The organism is Staphylococcus sp. TCBT05 (assembly GCF_055179755.1).
In genome coordinates, this window is the sequence record NZ_JBUQDQ010000038.1 from 1,303,623 (window position 1) to 1,322,076 (window position 18,454).

18 protein-coding genes are annotated in these 18,454 nt (G+C 35.0%); 2 read left to right on the top strand and 16 right to left on the bottom strand.

Annotated features, from left to right (window positions below; genetic code table 11):
- Positions 1-3: 3 nt before the first annotated feature.
- The 5 genes from ACY191_RS13335 to eda form a co-directional block, all read right to left on the bottom strand.
- Positions 4-825 (bottom strand): SDR family oxidoreductase, encoded by an 822-nt coding sequence (locus ACY191_RS13335; protein ID WP_229366940.1) that lies wholly within the window; start codon positions 823-825, stop codon positions 4-6.
- Complete coding sequence (locus ACY191_RS13340; protein ID WP_229366939.1) at positions 825-1,856, bottom strand: mannonate dehydratase; 1,032 nt, start codon at positions 1,854-1,856, stop codon at positions 825-827. Before ACY191_RS13340 ends, ACY191_RS13335 begins: the two co-directional genes overlap by 1 nt.
- A gap of 2 nt (positions 1,857-1,858) precedes the next feature.
- Complete coding sequence (gene uxaC, locus ACY191_RS13345) at positions 1,859-3,265, bottom strand: glucuronate isomerase (RefSeq protein ID WP_229366938.1); 1,407 nt, start codon at positions 3,263-3,265, stop codon at positions 1,859-1,861.
- A gap of 129 nt (positions 3,266-3,394) precedes the next feature.
- Positions 3,395-4,366, bottom strand: coding sequence for a sugar kinase (locus tag ACY191_RS13350; RefSeq protein ID WP_042737999.1), 972 nt, complete (start codon positions 4,364-4,366; stop codon positions 3,395-3,397).
- Between the two features lie 3 nt (positions 4,367-4,369).
- Positions 4,370-4,987 (bottom strand): bifunctional 4-hydroxy-2-oxoglutarate aldolase/2-dehydro-3-deoxy-phosphogluconate aldolase, encoded by a 618-nt coding sequence (gene eda / locus ACY191_RS13355; protein ID WP_042737998.1) that lies wholly within the window; start codon positions 4,985-4,987, stop codon positions 4,370-4,372.
- A gap of 142 nt (positions 4,988-5,129) precedes the next feature.
- On the opposite strand from eda, the gene ACY191_RS13360 reads away from it, so the two are divergent.
- Positions 5,130-6,074 carry a LacI family DNA-binding transcriptional regulator gene (locus ACY191_RS13360; RefSeq protein ID WP_229366937.1) on the top strand — a complete coding sequence of 315 codons (945 nt, stop codon included), beginning with the start codon at positions 5,130-5,132 and terminating at the stop codon, positions 6,072-6,074.
- A gap of 675 nt (positions 6,075-6,749) precedes the next feature.
- On the opposite strand, the gene cidR is transcribed toward ACY191_RS13360, so the two are convergent.
- From cidR to isaB, 3 genes are all read right to left on the bottom strand, one after another.
- Entirely contained in the window at positions 6,750-7,625 is an 876-nt protein-coding gene (cidR, locus tag ACY191_RS13365; protein ID WP_042737996.1) for a cidABC operon transcriptional activator CidR, read from the bottom strand.
- 116 nt (positions 7,626-7,741) lie between these two features.
- Entirely contained in the window at positions 7,742-8,602 is an 861-nt protein-coding gene (bla, locus tag ACY191_RS13370; protein ID WP_042737995.1) for a class A beta-lactamase, read from the bottom strand.
- 183 nt (positions 8,603-8,785) lie between these two features.
- A complete protein-coding gene (gene isaB, locus ACY191_RS13375) occupies positions 8,786-9,346 on the bottom strand; it encodes an immunodominant staphylococcal antigen IsaB family protein (RefSeq protein WP_042737994.1) in 561 nt (186 codons plus the stop codon).
- A gap of 498 nt (positions 9,347-9,844) precedes the next feature.
- Between isaB and ACY191_RS13380 the strand changes: the two genes are divergently transcribed.
- Positions 9,845-11,230 carry a GntT/GntP/DsdX family permease gene (locus ACY191_RS13380; protein ID WP_229366936.1) on the top strand — a complete coding sequence of 462 codons (1,386 nt, stop codon included), beginning with the start codon at positions 9,845-9,847 and terminating at the stop codon, positions 11,228-11,230.
- 61 nt (positions 11,231-11,291) lie between these two features.
- Here the strand turns inward: ACY191_RS13380 and ACY191_RS13385 are convergent, their stop codons facing one another.
- The 8 genes from ACY191_RS13385 to ACY191_RS13420 form a co-directional block, all read right to left on the bottom strand.
- A complete protein-coding gene (locus tag ACY191_RS13385; protein ID WP_107641967.1) occupies positions 11,292-12,134 on the bottom strand; it encodes a sialate O-acetylesterase in 843 nt (280 codons plus the stop codon).
- 99 nt (positions 12,135-12,233) lie between these two features.
- On the bottom strand, positions 12,234-13,148 hold the full coding sequence (locus ACY191_RS13390; RefSeq protein ID WP_229366935.1) for a 5'-nucleotidase, lipoprotein e(P4) family: 915 nt from the start codon (positions 13,146-13,148) through the stop codon (positions 12,234-12,236).
- A 197-nt stretch (positions 13,149-13,345) separates the two neighbouring features.
- Positions 13,346-14,299, bottom strand: a complete 954-nt coding sequence (locus tag ACY191_RS13395; RefSeq protein WP_229366934.1) for an ornithine cyclodeaminase family protein — start codon at positions 14,297-14,299, stop codon at positions 13,346-13,348.
- 9 nt (positions 14,300-14,308) lie between these two features.
- Entirely contained in the window at positions 14,309-14,731 is a 423-nt protein-coding gene (locus tag ACY191_RS13400; RefSeq protein WP_229366933.1) for a hypothetical protein, read from the bottom strand.
- A gap of 82 nt (positions 14,732-14,813) precedes the next feature.
- Positions 14,814-15,590, bottom strand: a complete 777-nt coding sequence (locus tag ACY191_RS13405) for a 3-hydroxybutyrate dehydrogenase (protein ID WP_229366932.1) — start codon at positions 15,588-15,590, stop codon at positions 14,814-14,816.
- 9 nt (positions 15,591-15,599) lie between these two features.
- Positions 15,600-16,247: a 3-oxoacid CoA-transferase subunit B gene (locus ACY191_RS13410; RefSeq protein ID WP_229366931.1), complete on the bottom strand. Its 648-nt coding sequence runs from the start codon at positions 16,245-16,247 to the stop codon at positions 15,600-15,602.
- On the bottom strand, positions 16,240-16,944 hold the full coding sequence (locus ACY191_RS13415) for a CoA transferase subunit A (RefSeq protein WP_042737986.1): 705 nt from the start codon (positions 16,942-16,944) through the stop codon (positions 16,240-16,242). The genes ACY191_RS13410 and ACY191_RS13415 overlap by 8 nt, the downstream gene beginning before the upstream one ends.
- A gap of 375 nt (positions 16,945-17,319) precedes the next feature.
- Positions 17,320-18,453, bottom strand: coding sequence for a DegT/DnrJ/EryC1/StrS family aminotransferase (locus ACY191_RS13420; protein WP_269669182.1), 1,134 nt, complete (start codon positions 18,451-18,453; stop codon positions 17,320-17,322).
- Position 18,454: the final 1 nt, after the last annotated feature.

Below are 18,454 nucleotides of genomic sequence, written 5' to 3' on the forward strand. Positions count from 1 at the left end.
GGATTAAACGCCAGAATACGAATTAAATCCTCCATCAACAGGTACGACGATTCCTGTCACAAAGCTACTCGCGTTATAATCCATCAACCAATATAATGTACCTAGAATTTCTTCTGGTTCACCAAATCGATTCATTGGCGTTTGAGATAATATTTTGTTTGCTCTATCAGAATAGGAACCATCGCCATTCCTTAATAGCCCTTTGTTTTGATTGGTTTCAAAGAATCCAGGAGCGATCGCATTAACTCGAACCTTACCTGAGAAATAAGTGCTTAACCATTCAGTGAAATTACTCACTGCCGCCTTAGCTCCACTATATGCTGGAATCTTTGTCAGTGGTGTAAAAGCATTCATCGATGAAATATTAATAATCGAACCTTGCTTTGAGGTTACAATATCTTGCGCAAACACTTGTGATGGCAGAAACGTTCCAACATAATTCAATTTAAATACTGCATCAACACCAGGTTCTGTTAAATCAAAGAATGTGTTAGTTCCTTGAGCATCATAAAATTCATCACTGGTAGTTGCGTTCGGATGATTGCCACCTGCACCATTAATCAGAATATCAATCGTACCAAATGTTTCATTAAATCTTTGTTTTGCTCGTTCTAATTCTACTTTATCTAATACATCGGCTACTAAATCCACTGTTTGTGCTTTAGCTTCACCTAATTCATTCTGCAATGCAGTAATTTTTTCTTCTGAGCGACCTAATAAACCGACATTCGCACCTTTGGCAACCAATCCTTTAACAAACGTACTACCAATTACACCAGTGGCACCTGTAATAATGACATTTACACCTTTAAATTGAGCATCCATTAATCACTCACCCCTTCGATTAAACCATTAATATATGTTGCACCAAGCGCTCTATCAAACAGACCATAACCTGCTTTACCAGTTTCACCCCATATCATACGACCATGATCAGGGCGGATTGTTCCCTTATAGTTAATAGCCAACAACGCTTGTGTTACAGCCTTCATATCTACAGAACCTGTTTCAGACAAATGACCCGTTTCGACAAATGACTGCGCATCTAATCTTTTCACATTACGCATATGTACAAAATGGATATGTTTGCCAAATTCTTTAATCAGCTCGGGTAAGTTATTTTCAGCTAAGGAACCTAACGAACCTGTACAGAAACAAATGCCGTTATTTGAAGCTGAATTAATCTTAGTTAATCTTAAGTAACTGTCCTTATTTTTAATAATTCGAGGTATACCAAAAATAGACCAAGGTGGATCGTCTGGATGAATAGCCAGGTTTACATCATGCTCTATAGCCGTAGGAAGCACAGCATCTAAGAAATATTGCAGATTATCCCACAATTGATCCTCTGACATTTCACGATATTTCAAAATGAGTTTATTCATTTCGTCACGTGTATAACTTTCATCCCAACCAGGTAAGTTTAAATCGGTCGTTAACGGATCAATATCCTTAATTTGCTTGTGATCATATATTAGCGTATTAGAACCATCCTCAAGTTGATAGTCTAATTGTGATCTAGTCCAATCAAATACAGGCATAAAGTTATAGGTAACTGTCTTAATGCCACACTCAGCTAAATTTTTCAGTGATGTTTTATAATTTTCAATCAATGCATCACGTTTCTCAGTTCCTAACTTGATATCTTCACTAACTGGTAAACTTTCAACCACTTCAAAGTTAAGTCCTGCTTCGGTAATTGTGTTTTTAAGTTGTTGAATACGTTCTTTCTCCCAAATTTCACCAACTGGTACATCATATATAGCAGAAACAATATGTTTCATATTGGGAATTTGTCTAATATTATCCAACGTTACAGGGTCATCCTGTCCATACCAACGAAATGAAAGTTTCATCATTATACCTCCTTAATTCCTTCTATTTTGAATAATTTAACTGCATTGTTATAACAAATATCCTTTAACATTTGTTCAATCGTTGTATTAGATAATGCAATTTCACCACGTTCTATCTTTTCACCAATAAAGTTACAAAGAATTCTTCTAAAGTATTCATGTCTTGTATATGAAATCATACTTCTAGAGTCTGTTAACATACCGACAAATTTAGATAATAAGCCAACAGTTGCGTAGTCTACTAGGTGACGTTCCATACCTTCTTTTGTATCATTAAACCACCATGCTGCTCCAAGTTGTACTTTATGCGCACTGTTACTAAAGTTACCTGCAGTCGCTTGTACCATTAAATGATCATTACCATTATTCGGATAAATAATCGTATCAGATAATGCATCATTTAATTCTAAGTGATTCAACATTGCATTTAATGTCTTTGCATTGAGCTGGTTACCCACACTATCAAATCCACTATCTGTGCCTGCAATGTTTAGCATTTTCGTATTATTATTTCTGATTGGACCTAAGTGGAATTGTACGACCCATCCGAGAGAATGATAAACTTTACTAATTTCAGTTAAAATATATCCTGCTAATTCGTACTGTTCTGTTTCAGAAACAGCATGACCTGCTACTAACTGGTTATAAATGGCTTGTGCTTCTTCAGTTGTTGCTGTCATTAATGGCACCTTTTCAAAGCTTTGATCCGAACTTTTAGCTCCTTGGCGATCAAAATAATATACACGTGCTTTCAAGGCATTAATATATGAATTTAAATCAGTGATTGTCCCATCAGTAACTGCATCTAGTTTTTCTACTTTCTCTTCGAACGACTGCTCATTTAACAGCACATAACTATCTGGTCTAAATGTAGGACATACTTTAAATGTTACATTGTCATCTTGACTTAATAATTTATGATATTTTAAATCATCACATGGATCATCTGTTGTACACACCACAGAAACTTGGCTTGCTTTAATTAATGATTGAGGCGTGTGTGTTGATTTAGCTAATTTTTTATTTAAAGTCTTATATAATTTTTTAATATTCACCTTATCTAAATCAGTGTCCTCATTAAAGTATCGGTTGAGTTCTAATGCACACCAGTGATACATCGGATTCATAGCAGCATACGGTAACATCTCCATAAATGCTTGGAATTTTTCAAAATCATCTGCGTCACCTGTGATATAGGCTTCATCAATACCAAATGCACGCATTAAGCGCCATTTATAGTGATCTCCAGACAACCATAATTGTGTAATTGTTTCATATTTATTATTTTCATATATTTCTTTAGGATCTAAATGGCAATGAAAGTCATAAATTGGTAAATCTTTTACTTTCTGATAAAGTTTAATCGCTGTCTTGTTGTTCAATAAAAAATTGTCATGAATTAATGTCATACTTTAACCTCTTTTCTGTATCGTACATTACAAACTATTTGTAATAAGTCACCTTTACAACAAGGATTACAGTTACAAAATTATCTGTATCCGCTTACAAATATTGTTAAAAATTTTTCATAGTTCTAACTAACGTTTTAACGAACCTGCATATTGTGCTAAATTGAGCACTTCATCCACTTGGCATGACAATGCATCTTCCTTTGTCGTGTGCTGTAATACGGCGCATTTTGTAGCAAAATCCAGTGTATCTTCTATCGGATATTGCTCAATTAATCCGTGTATGATACCTGACATAAATGCATCACCTGCACCAATACGATTTAATACTTGGTAAGGATATATCTCGCCTGTTATAAACGTATCCCCTTGCAATATAACCCCTTGTAAAGTACTGGCCGCAATATCTCTATTACTAGAAGCGAGCATTGGAATATGATAGTGATCCTGAATTGTTCGCGCGCATGTTTCCATGCTATCAATTTCTGAATTTAAATTTAATAAATGTGTAGCATCCATCTTGCCAAAGAGCAACACATCAACTAATGGGAGTATCGATTCAACAGTTGCCTTTGCCACTTCCTTATCCCAAAGATTACTTCGATAATTAATATCAAATACAATGTGTGCACCACGTGCTTTGATCTGCGTTAACAATGAAATAATATTATTACGTAACATTGAATTCACTGCTAAAGTAATACCTGTTATCACAAAATAATCTCCAGCTTGCATTTGTTCTATATCAAACAATGTTGCTTCAAATTCTGCAAATGTTGAATGTTGCCTATCGTAAATAACCTTGCTACTACGAAAACCAAAACTTTCTTCTAAGTAATAAGTACCTAAGCGCCCTTCACGATATTTAATATTGCGCGTGCCGATCTTTGTCTGTGCCATTTTCTGTAATGGAATTTTTGCTAATTCATGCTCAGGCAACACTGTAATCATTTCGGTATTATGATCAAAGCTTGACAATGATATGAGTGTATTTAATTCAGCACCTCCAACTTGCACATCAAATGTATGTGCATTTTTCAGTAAACTATAATCGGGTGGCGTATACCGTAACATGACCTCTCCTAAACCATAGATAGTCATTCATTACACCTCACTTTTTAAATCAACAATATATTGTTCCAGTGCTGCTCTACCTTGCTCTTGATATACTTTCGTTATTTCACTACCAATGCCTACAGCAAAGCTACCAGCATTTAACCACGCTTTATGATTGGCTTTACCGATACCTCCAGTTGGTACAATTTCTATTTGTGGTAACGGCCCTTTAAAATCATTAATTGACTTTGGTGAAAATTGCGTTGCCGGGAATAGTTTCAATAATTTACAGCCATACTTTAAAGACTCTACCATTTCCTTCACTGTCATACAGCCTGGAATATAAGGGACATCGTAAAGGTTTGCTACTTTTGCAGTTTCCACATCAAATGAAGGACTGACTATAAATTTGGCACCATTTAATATGGCATTTCGAGCCGACACACTATCAAGGACTGTTCCAGCACCTATCAATGCATCATCTCTTTCAGATAACTTACTAATAATATTTAATGCTTGAGGCGTTGTTAATGTGACCTCTATAATCGTTAATCCATTATCGATAATTGTCTGTGCGATTTCTATAAATGTATTGGGTTCATTCGTTCGCATAACAGCGATGTGCTTACCTTTATTTATTGCCTTTAAAATTTCGACGGAATTCATAATTACAGCCCCTTATCAGAGAAATTTATCCTTTACTTAAAAATAACAACGTTGTTATTTTTGTTCAAAAAAATATTGTAACGCTTACCTCTATGTTATAATTAATTCTATCTTAAATCAAATACTTTCAAGGAGACGTTCTATGGCTGTAACTTTAAAAGATGTCGCCGAAGCCTGTGGCGTCAGTTATTCTACAGTAAGTAAAGCATTGAAAAATTCACATTTAGTAAAGCCAAAAACAAAGCAAATGATACAACAAAAAGCACTTGAAATGAATTACATAGCCAACCAATCTGCCAGATCGTTAGTCTCAAAAAAGAGTGGCACAATTGGTTTAATATGGCCTTCTGTTGACAGAATAGCTGTAACGCACCTCATTTCTGAAATTAATCACGCTATCAAATCTTATGGTTATGCAATGTTTGTATCTATAGATGATGTCTCTACTGCGTCCAAAAAGTTTGTTGAATTTGGATGCGATGGTATCGTTATCTTTGATGAAGGTGAACATACTAATCTACCACCTGAGATTTATCATAATATTTCAGTCGTCGCTTATGGTGCGGATAGAAATACACCTTACCCAATTATTAATGTCAATCACGCAGAAGCAATGGTTATGGCTATTCAAGCATTACAAGAAAAGGGCATTGAATCCATTGATTATATCGGTGATACGGACACCAATGATGTGCGTCAAATCACCAAAAAGCGTGCCATTGAAACATATTGCACTGCGCACAATATTGACTATCGCCTTATCAATTCCAAAGGATTAAATTCCATTGAAACAGAAACTTCTATCAAGAAATTTCTACAGACAAACAGCTTAGCGCCAGGCGTAATTTGTGGTAGTTATGATATAACAGTGGGCACCATTAATGCTTTAGATGAAACACAGCAACCTATTATTTACTCATATGATAACATTCCACAAATAAAAAAATTAGATTATCCAGTAAACGCAATTGGTGTACCAACATCACAAATCGCAGAACAAATCGTTGCAATACTAAACAAAATTATTAACGGCGAAGACACAGAAGCATCCTATGACTTACATCCAGAACTTCAAAATAATATGTAACATTCATATACAAATAATAAAACGCCTAAAGTACATTGGACAGATGTAACTTTAGGCGTTTTACTTGAGAGAGATAGTTATCTAGAGGGTCAGAATAGTTTCATTATTTCAACGAATCGCTAAATACTAATGTCTTAACAACAACACATTGAAACAAAGGTACGATACAACAATCGAACGTAACGGCTCAAAATACTTCGACTCACGTAATCTCATTCACTTAGCACCATACTAATGATTACGCTTACATTTTATAAATCATACCTTCGAAAATGCGATGCTTAACATAGCATAATTAAGTTATGAGTTCTGACTAATTAACATAAGTCATCGTAATACTTAGGTGTATCAACTTTTGAATAGTTTGAAACTGACTTATTGATGAATCATCGTGAATAAATTATCATTACTCACAACCCTCTACACCCTTATTATATAACCTGTTGAACCATGATTAAAATACATAGTTGGAATACAAACCATTCCTCAAAGGAATACTTAAGACAAAATGGCACGCTTTTTCTCATTCTATACGTGTCATATTCGTTTGTTATCTTGCGCTATCTCTACCTACTTGTACAAAGCAATCCATTCATCATTATATTTTCCAGTATAACAGTAGTGACTCATCTAGTGTGTGTATACCTTGTTAAGCACATTATTACCTCTTATGGTTTATTGAATATTTGAAATAAACTTAATCCATTCATTTGTAACATAGTTCATATAACTGTCTTTTTTCCATACAATACCTAAATTCCATGCAACGTCAGCCTCATCCAACTCAATTCCAACCACTTCATTACTTAGGACATTAACTATACTTTCTGGTAAAATACTTACTCCTATGCCATCACGTATCATATTTTCAATAAAGGTAATTTGAGACATTTTGGCTACCGTTTTGGGATGAAAGCCAACCTTTCGACAGCTCTCTATTATTTGATCTTTCAAATAATAATCATCGTGGAACATAATAAAGCTTTCTCGTTTTAAATCACCCAAATGCACGACAGTTTCTGTAGCAAAGGGGGATTGTTTATCAACAACGAGCAACAGTTTCTCTTTATATAAAGGTACAGCATGATAAATATCATTATCTACAGGTAAGGTTGTAATACCAACATCAATATCATCATTATTTAAATAGAATTCAACTGCCTTTCCCCCACCTTCAATGACCTCATAAGTCACATTTGGAAATTGTTGATGGAATCTGTTTAAACTCTCTGTAAATAATCTGACATTCATAATAGCGGATATACCAATTCGAATATGACCGCGTTCAAGATTGGTAACATCCCCCATTTGTAAAGATAAATCGTCTATGACCGCCAAGGCCTCTATGCATTTTTCGTAAAAAATGGCTCCCACATCTGTTAAGACAATATGCTTTTTCGTTCGATCAAATAATTGAATATTAAATTCGCTTTCCAAGCTCTTAATATTTTTACTAATCGTAGACTGCGCAATAAATAAATGTTCTGATGCTTGCGTCATTCCACCATGTTTCACTACCTCAACAAAGTATTTCATCTGCTTAATTTCCATATCGCACTTCCTTAATCTCATTCCAATTTACTTTCATTCTATATTCTAAAATTGAGATGAATTGAAGTATACTCACATCTTCAATCCATCTATACTAAAGAACGATTCACAATAATTTAATGCTTCAAATACTTAATCGCAATTTCAGCTGTCTTTGCTATAACTTCATCGTTAGGTTTCGCATTTTTATCACTTTGCTTGGTATAAATCGCTAATATAATTGGTTTTGATTGCCCCTTTGGATAAATAAATGCTAAGTCATTACGCGTTGCATAAGTAATACCTTGTCCGCTCTTATCACCAACGATATCATCTTTAGCAGCACCTGCTTTGATTAAGCTATCTCCTGTTTCATTTTTAATCATTAGCTCTTTTAAGAACTGTAAATTGCCCTTATGCATATTAGAATGCGTTAAAATGTAATTAAGTGTCGTAGCTGCAGCACGCGGTGTTGTCGTATCAGCAATTTTCTTAGGATCATAATTATTCAAATCCGGCTCTAACCTTTGCGGTTCTGATACACAATCACCTAGCTGACGTAATTCTGATTTAAATGCATTCACACCACCTATTGCTTGAATTACTTTATTATTTGCAGTGTTATCACTTTTCAACATCGACGCTTCAATGAGTTGTCTAAGCGTCATCGTCTTACCAATATATTTTTCTGTAACCGGTGAGTATGTAACAATATCTGATTTATTAATTGTTACCTTTTGATTCAAATCTTGTGGTGAAAGTTGATTCAATAATATGCCACTTGCAATAGCCTTGTAAGTCGAAGCAAAAGCAAAACGTTCATTCGCACGATGCTCAATTTGTTTACCATCTTGCGTATTTATCCCATAAACACCTATAGTCGTATCATAAGTTGCTTCTAAATCTTTTATTGATTTACTTTCGCTGGCATCCACACTTTGTGCCTTTATAACTAACGTTATCAATCCAACTAACACCATAATAGTAATTCGTTTCATAACTATCCCCTTTTTTATACAATTTATATACAAAATCGTTCTATTATATTTATTATAATTCTCTAAAAATTATAAGACAATGATTTAAGATATACATTATATGAAAAAGAACCCCTATTATAATAATTACAATAGAGGTTCGCTACTCCTATCAAATCAATATAGCCTTATATTTAATTCAATTTATTGTCCAATTGTAATTTCCATTAACTTATCATTTTGGTCAAAGAATGCTGTATATGAGCCGTCATTTGTTCCATATTTAACAAATGTACCGTCGCCATTACCTAATTTTCCTTCATCTACAATTTCATTTGAGCTGTGTGCATCTTTGAATGTTGCTTTAGATACAGCATCTGGTTTGGTAAAGAATGTAATTTGAACTACTTCATCATCGCTATTAAATTCAACCGATGTATCATAAAGTTTTTTAGTATGATCAAATTCAGCCTTTGCATCTGTATCTACTTTATAACCATTAATAGTTACGTTGTCATATTTTAAAGCTCTAACAAAGTTATAATCTTGTGTGAAATCTGCATCATATGATGTATAACCTTCATATTTATACCATGGGAGTTCTGCTTTAGCTGACACACCACTTGTTCCATAACCCCATGTTGCTTCTTTACTTGCCTTCGCTTGAATCTCAGGTCCATTAGCCGTTAGATATACTGTAGACGTCCCTAATACCAATGCAGATACGATTGCTGTGGAAGATAACATTTTATTTATTTTCCGCATAATAAACACTCCTCGTATTAAAATTACGCTATTGGCAAGATATAAAACTACTTTATTCGCATTATAGATACGTCATTATGTTGAGCTATATCCTACATGCGAAAGTGACATGTAACACATAGCACCAAGTCTTAAGATAGCGAATCAACACGAGTGGCAAGTTAACGAACTTATAACAATGCGGGAGATCCAATACTTGAAATCAAAGTGGCATAGTATAGAAATGATTCACCTAACTTTAAACTCACTCCTTCTTTAAGTCCCTAATCCAAAGTGTAATTATTCACCTTTTATCTTACTCCGATTTTAACTAAATTCAAGTAATAAACTTTAACTTTATTTTTATAAAAATTTCTTTCAATGTTTAATTTTTGAAAACGTTTTCTTGAAACATTTATATATTCGGATTAAAATATCTTTTATGGTTGTATATAGTATTGATTCTTTAAAAAATTAATTAATTGTATTCATCAACCTTCAAACAAAGGGGGCATTGTTATGACATCGCATGATTATCAATTATTAATCATTACGGTAGTAAGTATTCTATTATTAATCTTTTTAATAACTTCCAAATTACGCTTTCATCCACTATTAGCTTTACTCTTAACTGCTATTTTTGTTGGATTTACTTCTGGATTAGACATCGATAAAATCGTTAAATCTATTGAAACAGGGGCCGGTTCAACATTAGGTGAAACTGGTGTTACCATTGCGCTCGGAGCAATGTTAGGCAAGATACTTTCTGATTCAGGTGCAAGCGATCGTATTGCAACTGCTATATTAAAAAATGCGACACCTCAACGTTTACCATGGCTCATGGCACTTGCAGCATTTATCATCGGCATTCCAATGTTCTTTGAAGTAGGACTCATCATGCTCTTACCACTCATATTTACCATTGCTAGAAAACTTGAAGACAGTAATACTATAAAGGGCTCTGCATACATAGCAATTGGTGTACCTGTAATTGCCGCATTATGTACGATGCACGGTATGGTACCACCTCACCCTGGTCCACTGATTTCTGTGAACCAATTTGGTGCTAATATTGGTTTGACTATGATTTATGGTATGATTTGTGCCATCCCTACCATCATCATTGCCGGTCCTTTATACGGTAAATTTATTACACCTCGTTTATCAGTAAAACCGAGTAACGATTTGTTGCAACAATATACCAATGACTCAAATCTTACAACACGTCAACCCATCTCAACAGCACTTGCCTTTTCAACTATACTCGTTCCTGTTGTAATGATGCTCTTACATGCTATTGCCGGTGTTTGTTTTAGAGAACAATCACTTCAATACAAAGTATTCGAATTTTTAGGCAGTCCAATTATTGCAATGTTCATCGGTGTACTTTATGCATTGCTTACCCTAGGTTATCTTAGAGGACAAGACACTCAACAGTTAAGAGACGCATTAGGCAGCAGCTTAAAACCAATTGCAGGTATCATGTTGATTATTGCAGGTGGGGGTGCATTCGGACAAGTACTTGAAGACTCTGGTGTAGGTACTTCAATTGTACATTTAGCTGATCAATTTTCACTCTCTGCATTATTGATGGGCTGGATTGTTGCAGCGCTGCTTTCTATTTCAACTGGTTCTGCAACAGTGGGTATTGTTGGAGCTACAAATTTATTATTTCCATTAATTCAAGCCGACTCCTCTATCAATGTCGAGTTGCTGACGATTGCCATTGGATCAGGCTCTTTATTCTTTAATTACGTTAACCATGGTGGATTTTGGTTAGTTAAAGAATCTTTCGGGATGTCCATGGGAGAAACCTTTAAGACTATTACAATCGTACAATCCATAGTCGGATTATGTGGATTAGTCATGGTGTTACTACTAAATGCAGTTATCAATTTATTCTAAATTTCAATATTTAAAAGGTGTCATATGTACAATTCGATACTGTACATACGACACCTTTATTTTATGATTGCAATTTAGCCATTTCAGCAGCAAATGTTTCAAAGTTAATCTCACTCTTTGAAAATGATTCAACTAACTGATACATTTGTTCATTTTTCGTATATTCCGTTTTATATAATAGCGTGTCTGCGTGTTCTTCCTCTAATAATGGTTCAGGAATATGCGTTCGTTGATTAAATGCTGCAAAATAACGCATTCCTAATAAACGTTGTGATGCTGCATCAATGTGAATGCCATCTGGGTTAGCCTGCAATCCAGAACCTGTAACGTAATAGCAATGCTCTACATCATTTGCCACATCTCTTAAGCATTGATTGATTTGACTATATTCATTAGCACTTAAACCAAATCCTGATTTTCCTAGATAATCTCCGAGCTCACCTATAATAAATGGTAACTGCGGCAATGCTAATTCAGAGCGGTATACCTCAATCAATTGTTGTAACTTAGAAGCGTATGTTCGATATTTCCCACCAGAACTATCACTTTCACCTTGATGCCATAAGATACCGATTAATTCACTCGTTTCTAACGCAAAGCGAGTTTCCATTAATGCATGACGTGTTAACACGCCATCCTTTGACCACTCATCAATCTCTGTACCTCCATCAGCACAAGGAATTAAACCAAGCGTTTCACCAGGATGTGCATCAACCCACATTTTAGCAAATGAAGCTGCTGGACCAATACCCGCAACAGATCTGTCACCATGAATAGGTTCAGCCATCATTTGCCAACGACCATTTTTCAATACTTTGATGCGCTCATCAATAATCGGAGATACGCTATCTATAAAGCCACGTCCAGCCATATTAGATTGACCAATTAATAATATTGATTTCATTTTTCTTAACCCCCTTATACGCATTTAACTTCTATTCACCATTTACTAGTCATATGATATTGGATTATTGTCACATTTTAGTGGCTCTACCTGCAACTATTAATTGCTATTTGTTGTTTGACCTTGCTTAATTGCACTTGTTTCAGGGTCAAAATATTGGATAGACTGCTTACGTAATTGATCCTTTTTAGCATCAGATTGACTGAAGTCATTATTATATAGCACTGATTCCCAACTACCATACATTGGATTAGGGAAAATAATATACTTCTTACCAAAATCTTTTTGGTGTTTATTTACTAATTGTTCACGTGAAGCTTGTGTCGGTTGTTGCGGATCACCAAAGTCCAATAAATTATCACCAAATAACATAACTAGTTTATGATTTTTTCTAACTTTATCGCGACGCTCTGCTTTGTTTTTGTCATTCTTACCTTTTAACATAATATGTTGATCTGTTGCTTGTGGTAATCCTTGCGCTATTAAATTTTCTTTAGTTGCTTTAAAATCTTTGTCCTTATCGCGATCAGAAATATAATAAATATCTACACCTTTTTTATCAGCATATTGCAAGAAATCTTTAGCACCATAAACTGGTTTAGCTTTAGCTGCTTGAATCCATTCATGCCAACCTTCTGGATATGATTTATTATGTAATGCAGAATAACCTTGATAAGGCGAATTATCCAATACTGTTTCATCAATATCTAATGCAATCGCTAATTTCTTATGTCCATTATTCTTTTTATGTTTTTTCAATTCTTGATCTAAATTCGTCTTTGCTGTGTTATACCCCTGTAAATATAAAGCCTTAGCTTCAGCAGAATTTTGATACCATGAAACTGCCATGATATTCTCAGCACCTAGATTAACCTGTTGCTCAGTTGATGCTTGTTGCTTTACTTCCGATTGTTTCGTTGCTGTAGTAGTGTTTGCATCTGCAGTCACCGTTGTCGATAAAGTCATAGTACTTGCTAAAGAAAAAACTGTTAAATACTTTGCGATTTTATTCAATTACGCCACCCCTAATTATTATGTATATTTCTTATCACTATCTTACTATGCTATAAATTAATTTTAAACATTAATTTGGTTACACAATAAAGTTTTTATATATTAAAAAAAGAGGCCCCATCGCTGTTATGACACTTTTAATATTGCATTCGCAAACTAAAGCACACCAATGGTCAACCTCTTATGATAGATTACTATTATGCATTTAACTTTTTACGATAAAAATAATTTGCAACCACAATATCTACTATAGCAACGCCTACAGATTTAAATACCGTAATTTCGTCATCTGAAACTCTGCCTTCCAAGCGTTTTGCCACGATATGTCCCAATTCGCCATGCAAATCATTAGCAGTAAATTCACCTTCTGATATAGGTGTAAGCAAATCGCCTGTTTCTTCTAAAGCAGCAGATTCAGCTTCTACAACTACCTTATCCGCGTTCGCGATTAATTGAGATGGCAACTCTTGCATGTCTGGTTTAAATGAGCCTACCGCATTAACATGTACCCCAGGCTCTAACATTTGGTCAAACACTGGTGTCTGAGCATTGGTTGCAGTAACAATCACATCAGCACCAGCAATAGCATGCTCTACTCGTTCATATACTTCAACCTCTAGTTCTTTATGTTGTTGCTGTACCATCTCAGCAAATTTCACAGCTTTGTCATATGTACGATTAAAGCACTGAATTCGCTTAATATCTCTCACTGCAAGTACCGCTTCAATGAGTCCTTGAGCTTGGTCACCTGTACCAATAACACATAAAGTCGATGCATCATTACGCGCAAGATACTGAGTGGCTACACCAGAAATTGCACCCGTACGAATTTTAGTTAAATAAGAACCTTCTAGAACAGCCAACGTTTCACCAGTTTCATAGTCTGATAAAATAACCGAACCAACAATTGTATTCTTACCTTGTTTTGAATTATTAGGTGCAACCGTCACCGTTTTCAAGCCAACTATTTTTAATTCATCTGATAATGCCGGCATTACTAAATAGCGATTATCCTCATTAAATGGTAATACGTAACGCAACGGCGTATCCGTCTTGCCTTCAGAATAAGCACGCAATGATTGTGCAACCGCATCAACGACTTCTTCCATATTTAACAATTTCTCTTGTTCCTCTGCATTAATATAAAGCATAAAACACCCCTACTGTTCATGATTATCACTAAAGACAAATGAGCGTTTACCCAAGATACTTGTAATAAATATTAGCAGGAAAATCACTCCCACAATACATGCTATAACTACAATATTTACTGGCCACTTCCAAAATAAAATCGTATAAATTATACCTACAATACACATCATAAATATTATGTAAAAAGTAAAGGCCAACCACAAATCTGCCTTCACCGTTATAAACACCGGTTGCCTTGTATGTCGATAATTATCAATAGCCTGTACCGTAGTAATTAACTTTCTAATTACTACGTACCCTAAAACAATTAAATATAGTGTCATTAACACTAAATGATATGACGATTTATCTATAAAGTTTGATAATAAGACCAGAATAACTGGTACTAATATAGTAAGCATTTCTGAAAATTGCGCATCATACCGCTTCATATTTATTACACCTTATCTGAATACTATTTCTTCAAACATAACATAAAGCATGACAACTCTAAATCACACATATTTATAATAATTATTGTGCAGTATAACCACCATCAATTAATATAGATTGACCTGTCACACTTTTTCCACCATCACTGCATAAGAACAACGCATAATTCGCAACATCAGCAATATCAACCAAACGCTTTTGTGGAATCAATGGGTATAATACATCCTCAAGTACCGCTTCCACACTCACACCTCTATGCTTAGCTAAATCAGCCATCTGATTTCTAACTAATGGTGTATCTATATAACCAGGACAAATCGCATTCACAGTAATACCATCTGTAGCCGTTTCCAATGCTGTTACTTTCGTCAAACCAATAATGCCATGTTTCGCACTATTATAAGCTGCCTTTCCAGAAAATCCTATCACACCATTAATTGAAGCCATATTTAAGATTCTGCCACTTTGTTGCGCCTTCATAATTGGCAAAGCATATTTCGTACCAATAAAGCTTCCCGTCAACATAATATCAATCATTTGTCTAAATTTATCTGTTGGAAATGACTCTATCGCTTCAACATGCTGAAGGCCCGCATTATTAAACAATACATCCAAACGACCATATTGCTCTACGGTCTGGTCTATCATTTGTTGAACAGCCATTTCATCTGTGACATCTACTTGAATTGCCATACAATCATACCCCAATGCAATTAACTGCTCTACCTCACTAGTTAATTTCTCTTTATTCATATCAGCCAATACGACCTTTGCTCCATGTTCAAGAAATACCTTTGCAATGCCAAGACCAATACCACTTGCCGCACCCGTAATTATCGTCACTTTATCTTTGACCATTGTTCACACCTACTTTAAATGATTTTCAAAGTACGCGTCAGTACTTGCTTCAACTTGCTCTAACGTCGCACCCTCTTGTAGTTCTATTAACTGCATCACTCCATGTTCAAATTGAAATACTGCCAAATCAGTAATTAATGTATCCACCACTTGCGCACCAGTTAACGGTAACTCACACTGTGCCTTAATTTTAGACTCTCCATGCTTATTCATATGATCCATTATCACAACCACTTTCTTTGCGCCAACGACTAAATCCATGGCGCCACCCATACCTTTGACTAATTTCCCTGGAATCATATAATTTGCCAGATCACCCTTCTCAGAAACTTCCATACCACCTAGAATGGCCAAATCGATATGACCACCTCTAATCATGGCAAAGGACTCTGCGTTATCAAAGAATGATGCACCTTTAGCAGCAGTAACCGTCTCCTTACCCGCATTGATTAAATCAGCATCTACTTCATCCTCCGTTGGATAAGGTCCAATACCTAATAAACCATTTTCAGATTGGAAGTAAACATTCTGCACATGATCATTAAGCTCATTGGCAACTAATGTCGGCATACCGATACCAAGATTAATAACCATATTACTTTCAATTTCTTTCGCTGCACGTTGAATAATCCTATGCCTTTGGATTTGTTTACTCATGATTAGCCTCCTTTACAGTGCGTTTCTCTATTCTCTTTTCAAAATGCTTCCCTAAATAAATATAATCCACATATACACCAGACAAATGTACCTCATCTGGGTTAATTTCACCAATTTCTACTAATTCCTCAACCTCAACAACTGTAGTCGTTGCAGCCATGGCACATAGCGGATTAAAATTACGCGCAGTCTTCTCAAAGACTAAATTACCAAAAGTATCCGCCTTTTTCGCCTTAACAATGCCATAATCCCCTGTTATTGCTCGCTCCATAAGAAATGTTTCACCATCAAAGTCACGCGTTTCCTTACCTTCAGCGACAAGCGTACCGACACCCGTCTTCGTATAAAATGCTGGAATACCAGCACCACCTGCACGCAATTTCTCAGCTAATGTACCTTGTGGCGTTAATTCCACATCCAATTCACCATTAATTAACTGTTGCTCAAAGATTTTATTTTCACCTACATAAGAACTAACCATCTTATCAATTTGCTTATTTTCCAGTAATCTACCTAAACCAAAATCATCTACTCCACAATTATTACTCACCACTGTTAAACCCTTCGTCCCCTTAGCACGAATTGCTTCAATTGAATGCTCCGGTATACCACATAACCCAAATCCACCTGCTAATATCGACATGCCATCCGTTAAGCCCTCAAATGCAGATTCTAAATTTTGAATTACTTTAGACATCATATCCCTCATTTCTATCGTTGATAATTACATATTTCATTTAGCTATTTAGCACCTAGTACTAATATTTATTATACTTTATCTTCAGTTGAAAGTCTTTTTATAGCAGTTCGTATACTGAGAAGGAATCATAAATGGTATTCTAGTTAAATATTGCACTGCCATTTTGCACACAGTAACTGCGCTAATTATTAATTGTTTGCTTTAACAACAGTTAAAGATATTAATTTGACTTTTTAAGGTGAAAAAACAGGCTAAAACATTGTTACTTAATGTTTTAGCCTGTTACGAAATTCAGTGATAAATCACTATTATAAAATGACAGAACATCAACAACTATACTTAATTCAGTATAAATTGTTATTACTAATTTTATTATTTTAGTTCTTTGATTATAGCAACGACTTTATCTTGTTGTGCTTCAGTCATATCTGATCCAGATGGCAGACAGACACCATGATCAAATAGGAATTTTGCATTATCGTCATGATCAAAAATAAAATCATAATCTTTATATAGTGGTTGTAAATGCATAGGTTTCCATACTGGTCGCGCCTCAATATTTACTTCATCTAATTTATGAATTATGTCATTTGCAGAGAAACCAGCCTTACTTTCATCAATAGTCAACGCTGTAAGCCATCGATTTGATTTGGAATCTTTTAGTTCAGGTTGGAATTCGAGCCCTTCGATATCACTTAGTTCACGTTGATATTTATCAAAGATTGCTCTTCTTCTTTCAACTCGCTTATCTAATACTTTCATTTGTCCTCTACCAATTCCCGCTGAAATGTTACTTAATCTATAGTTATAACCTAACTCACTGTGTTGATAATGTAACGCTTTATCTCGAGCTTGTGTAGATAAGAACAATGCATGATCTCTATTAGATTTACTGTGAGTTACTAACATTCCTCCACCACTTGTTGTGATGATCTTGTTGCCATTAAATGAAAATATTCCATAATCTCCTAAGCTACCACTCATTGCCCCTTGATACTCAGATCCTAACGATTCAGCCGCATCTTCAATCAATATCACCTTATATCGGTCACAAAGTGCTTTTATTTTATCTAATTGTGCAGATTGACCATATAAATTAACTACAATCACAGCTTTAGGCAATTGACCTTTTGCTGCGTATTTTTCAAAAGCTTTTTCAAGTGCATTTGGAGACATATTCCAAGAATCTAATTCAGAATCGATAAGTACGGGTGTTGCACCTTGATATAAAATAGGATTAGACGTTGCACAAAATGTTAATGATGAACAAAATACAATATCTCCTACACCAACTTCACTTTCTATCAAAGCTAAATGAATCGCAGCTGTTCCACTACTTACTGCTAAAGCCTCATTCACACCAACATATGCTTTTATATCATTTTCAAATCCAGTAACATTTTCTCCTAATGGAGCAATCCAGTTTTGTTCAAATGCTTGGTTGATAAAATCTAGTTCGTCTCCGCCCATATGCGGTCTAGACAAGAATACTCTTTCATTTTCCAAT

Bases quoted from the DNA above. Each gene is read 5' to 3' on its own strand.
- ACY191_RS13335 (WP_229366940.1), bottom strand. From the start codon at position 825: ATGGATGCTCAATTTAAAGGTGTAAATGTCATTATTACAGGTGCCACT.
- ACY191_RS13340 (WP_229366939.1), bottom strand. From the start codon at position 1,856: ATGAAACTTTCATTTCGTTGGTATGGACAGGATGACCCTGTAACGTTG.
- uxaC (WP_229366938.1), bottom strand. From the start codon at position 3,265: ATGACATTAATTCATGACAATTTTTTATTGAACAACAAGACAGCGATT.
- ACY191_RS13350 (WP_042737999.1), bottom strand. From the start codon at position 4,366: ATGACTATCTATGGTTTAGGAGAGGTCATGTTACGGTATACGCCACCC.
- eda (WP_042737998.1), bottom strand. From the start codon at position 4,987: ATGAATTCCGTCGAAATTTTAAAGGCAATAAATAAAGGTAAGCACATC.
- ACY191_RS13360 (WP_229366937.1), top strand. From the start codon at position 5,130: ATGGCTGTAACTTTAAAAGATGTCGCCGAAGCCTGTGGCGTCAGTTAT.
- cidR (WP_042737996.1), bottom strand. From the start codon at position 7,625: ATGGAAATTAAGCAGATGAAATACTTTGTTGAGGTAGTGAAACATGGT.
- bla (WP_042737995.1), bottom strand. From the start codon at position 8,602: ATGAAACGAATTACTATTATGGTGTTAGTTGGATTGATAACGTTAGTT.
- isaB (WP_042737994.1), bottom strand. From the start codon at position 9,346: ATGCGGAAAATAAATAAAATGTTATCTTCCACAGCAATCGTATCTGCA.
- ACY191_RS13380 (WP_229366936.1), top strand. From the start codon at position 9,845: ATGACATCGCATGATTATCAATTATTAATCATTACGGTAGTAAGTATT.
- ACY191_RS13385 (WP_107641967.1), bottom strand. From the start codon at position 12,134: ATGAAATCAATATTATTAATTGGTCAATCTAATATGGCTGGACGTGGC.
- ACY191_RS13395 (WP_229366934.1), bottom strand. From the start codon at position 14,299: ATGCTTTATATTAATGCAGAGGAACAAGAGAAATTGTTAAATATGGAA.
- ACY191_RS13400 (WP_229366933.1), bottom strand. From the start codon at position 14,731: ATGAAGCGGTATGATGCGCAATTTTCAGAAATGCTTACTATATTAGTA.
- ACY191_RS13405 (WP_229366932.1), bottom strand. From the start codon at position 15,590: ATGGTCAAAGATAAAGTGACGATAATTACGGGTGCGGCAAGTGGTATT.
- ACY191_RS13410 (WP_229366931.1), bottom strand. From the start codon at position 16,247: ATGAGTAAACAAATCCAAAGGCATAGGATTATTCAACGTGCAGCGAAA.
- ACY191_RS13415 (WP_042737986.1), bottom strand. From the start codon at position 16,944: ATGTCTAAAGTAATTCAAAATTTAGAATCTGCATTTGAGGGCTTAACG.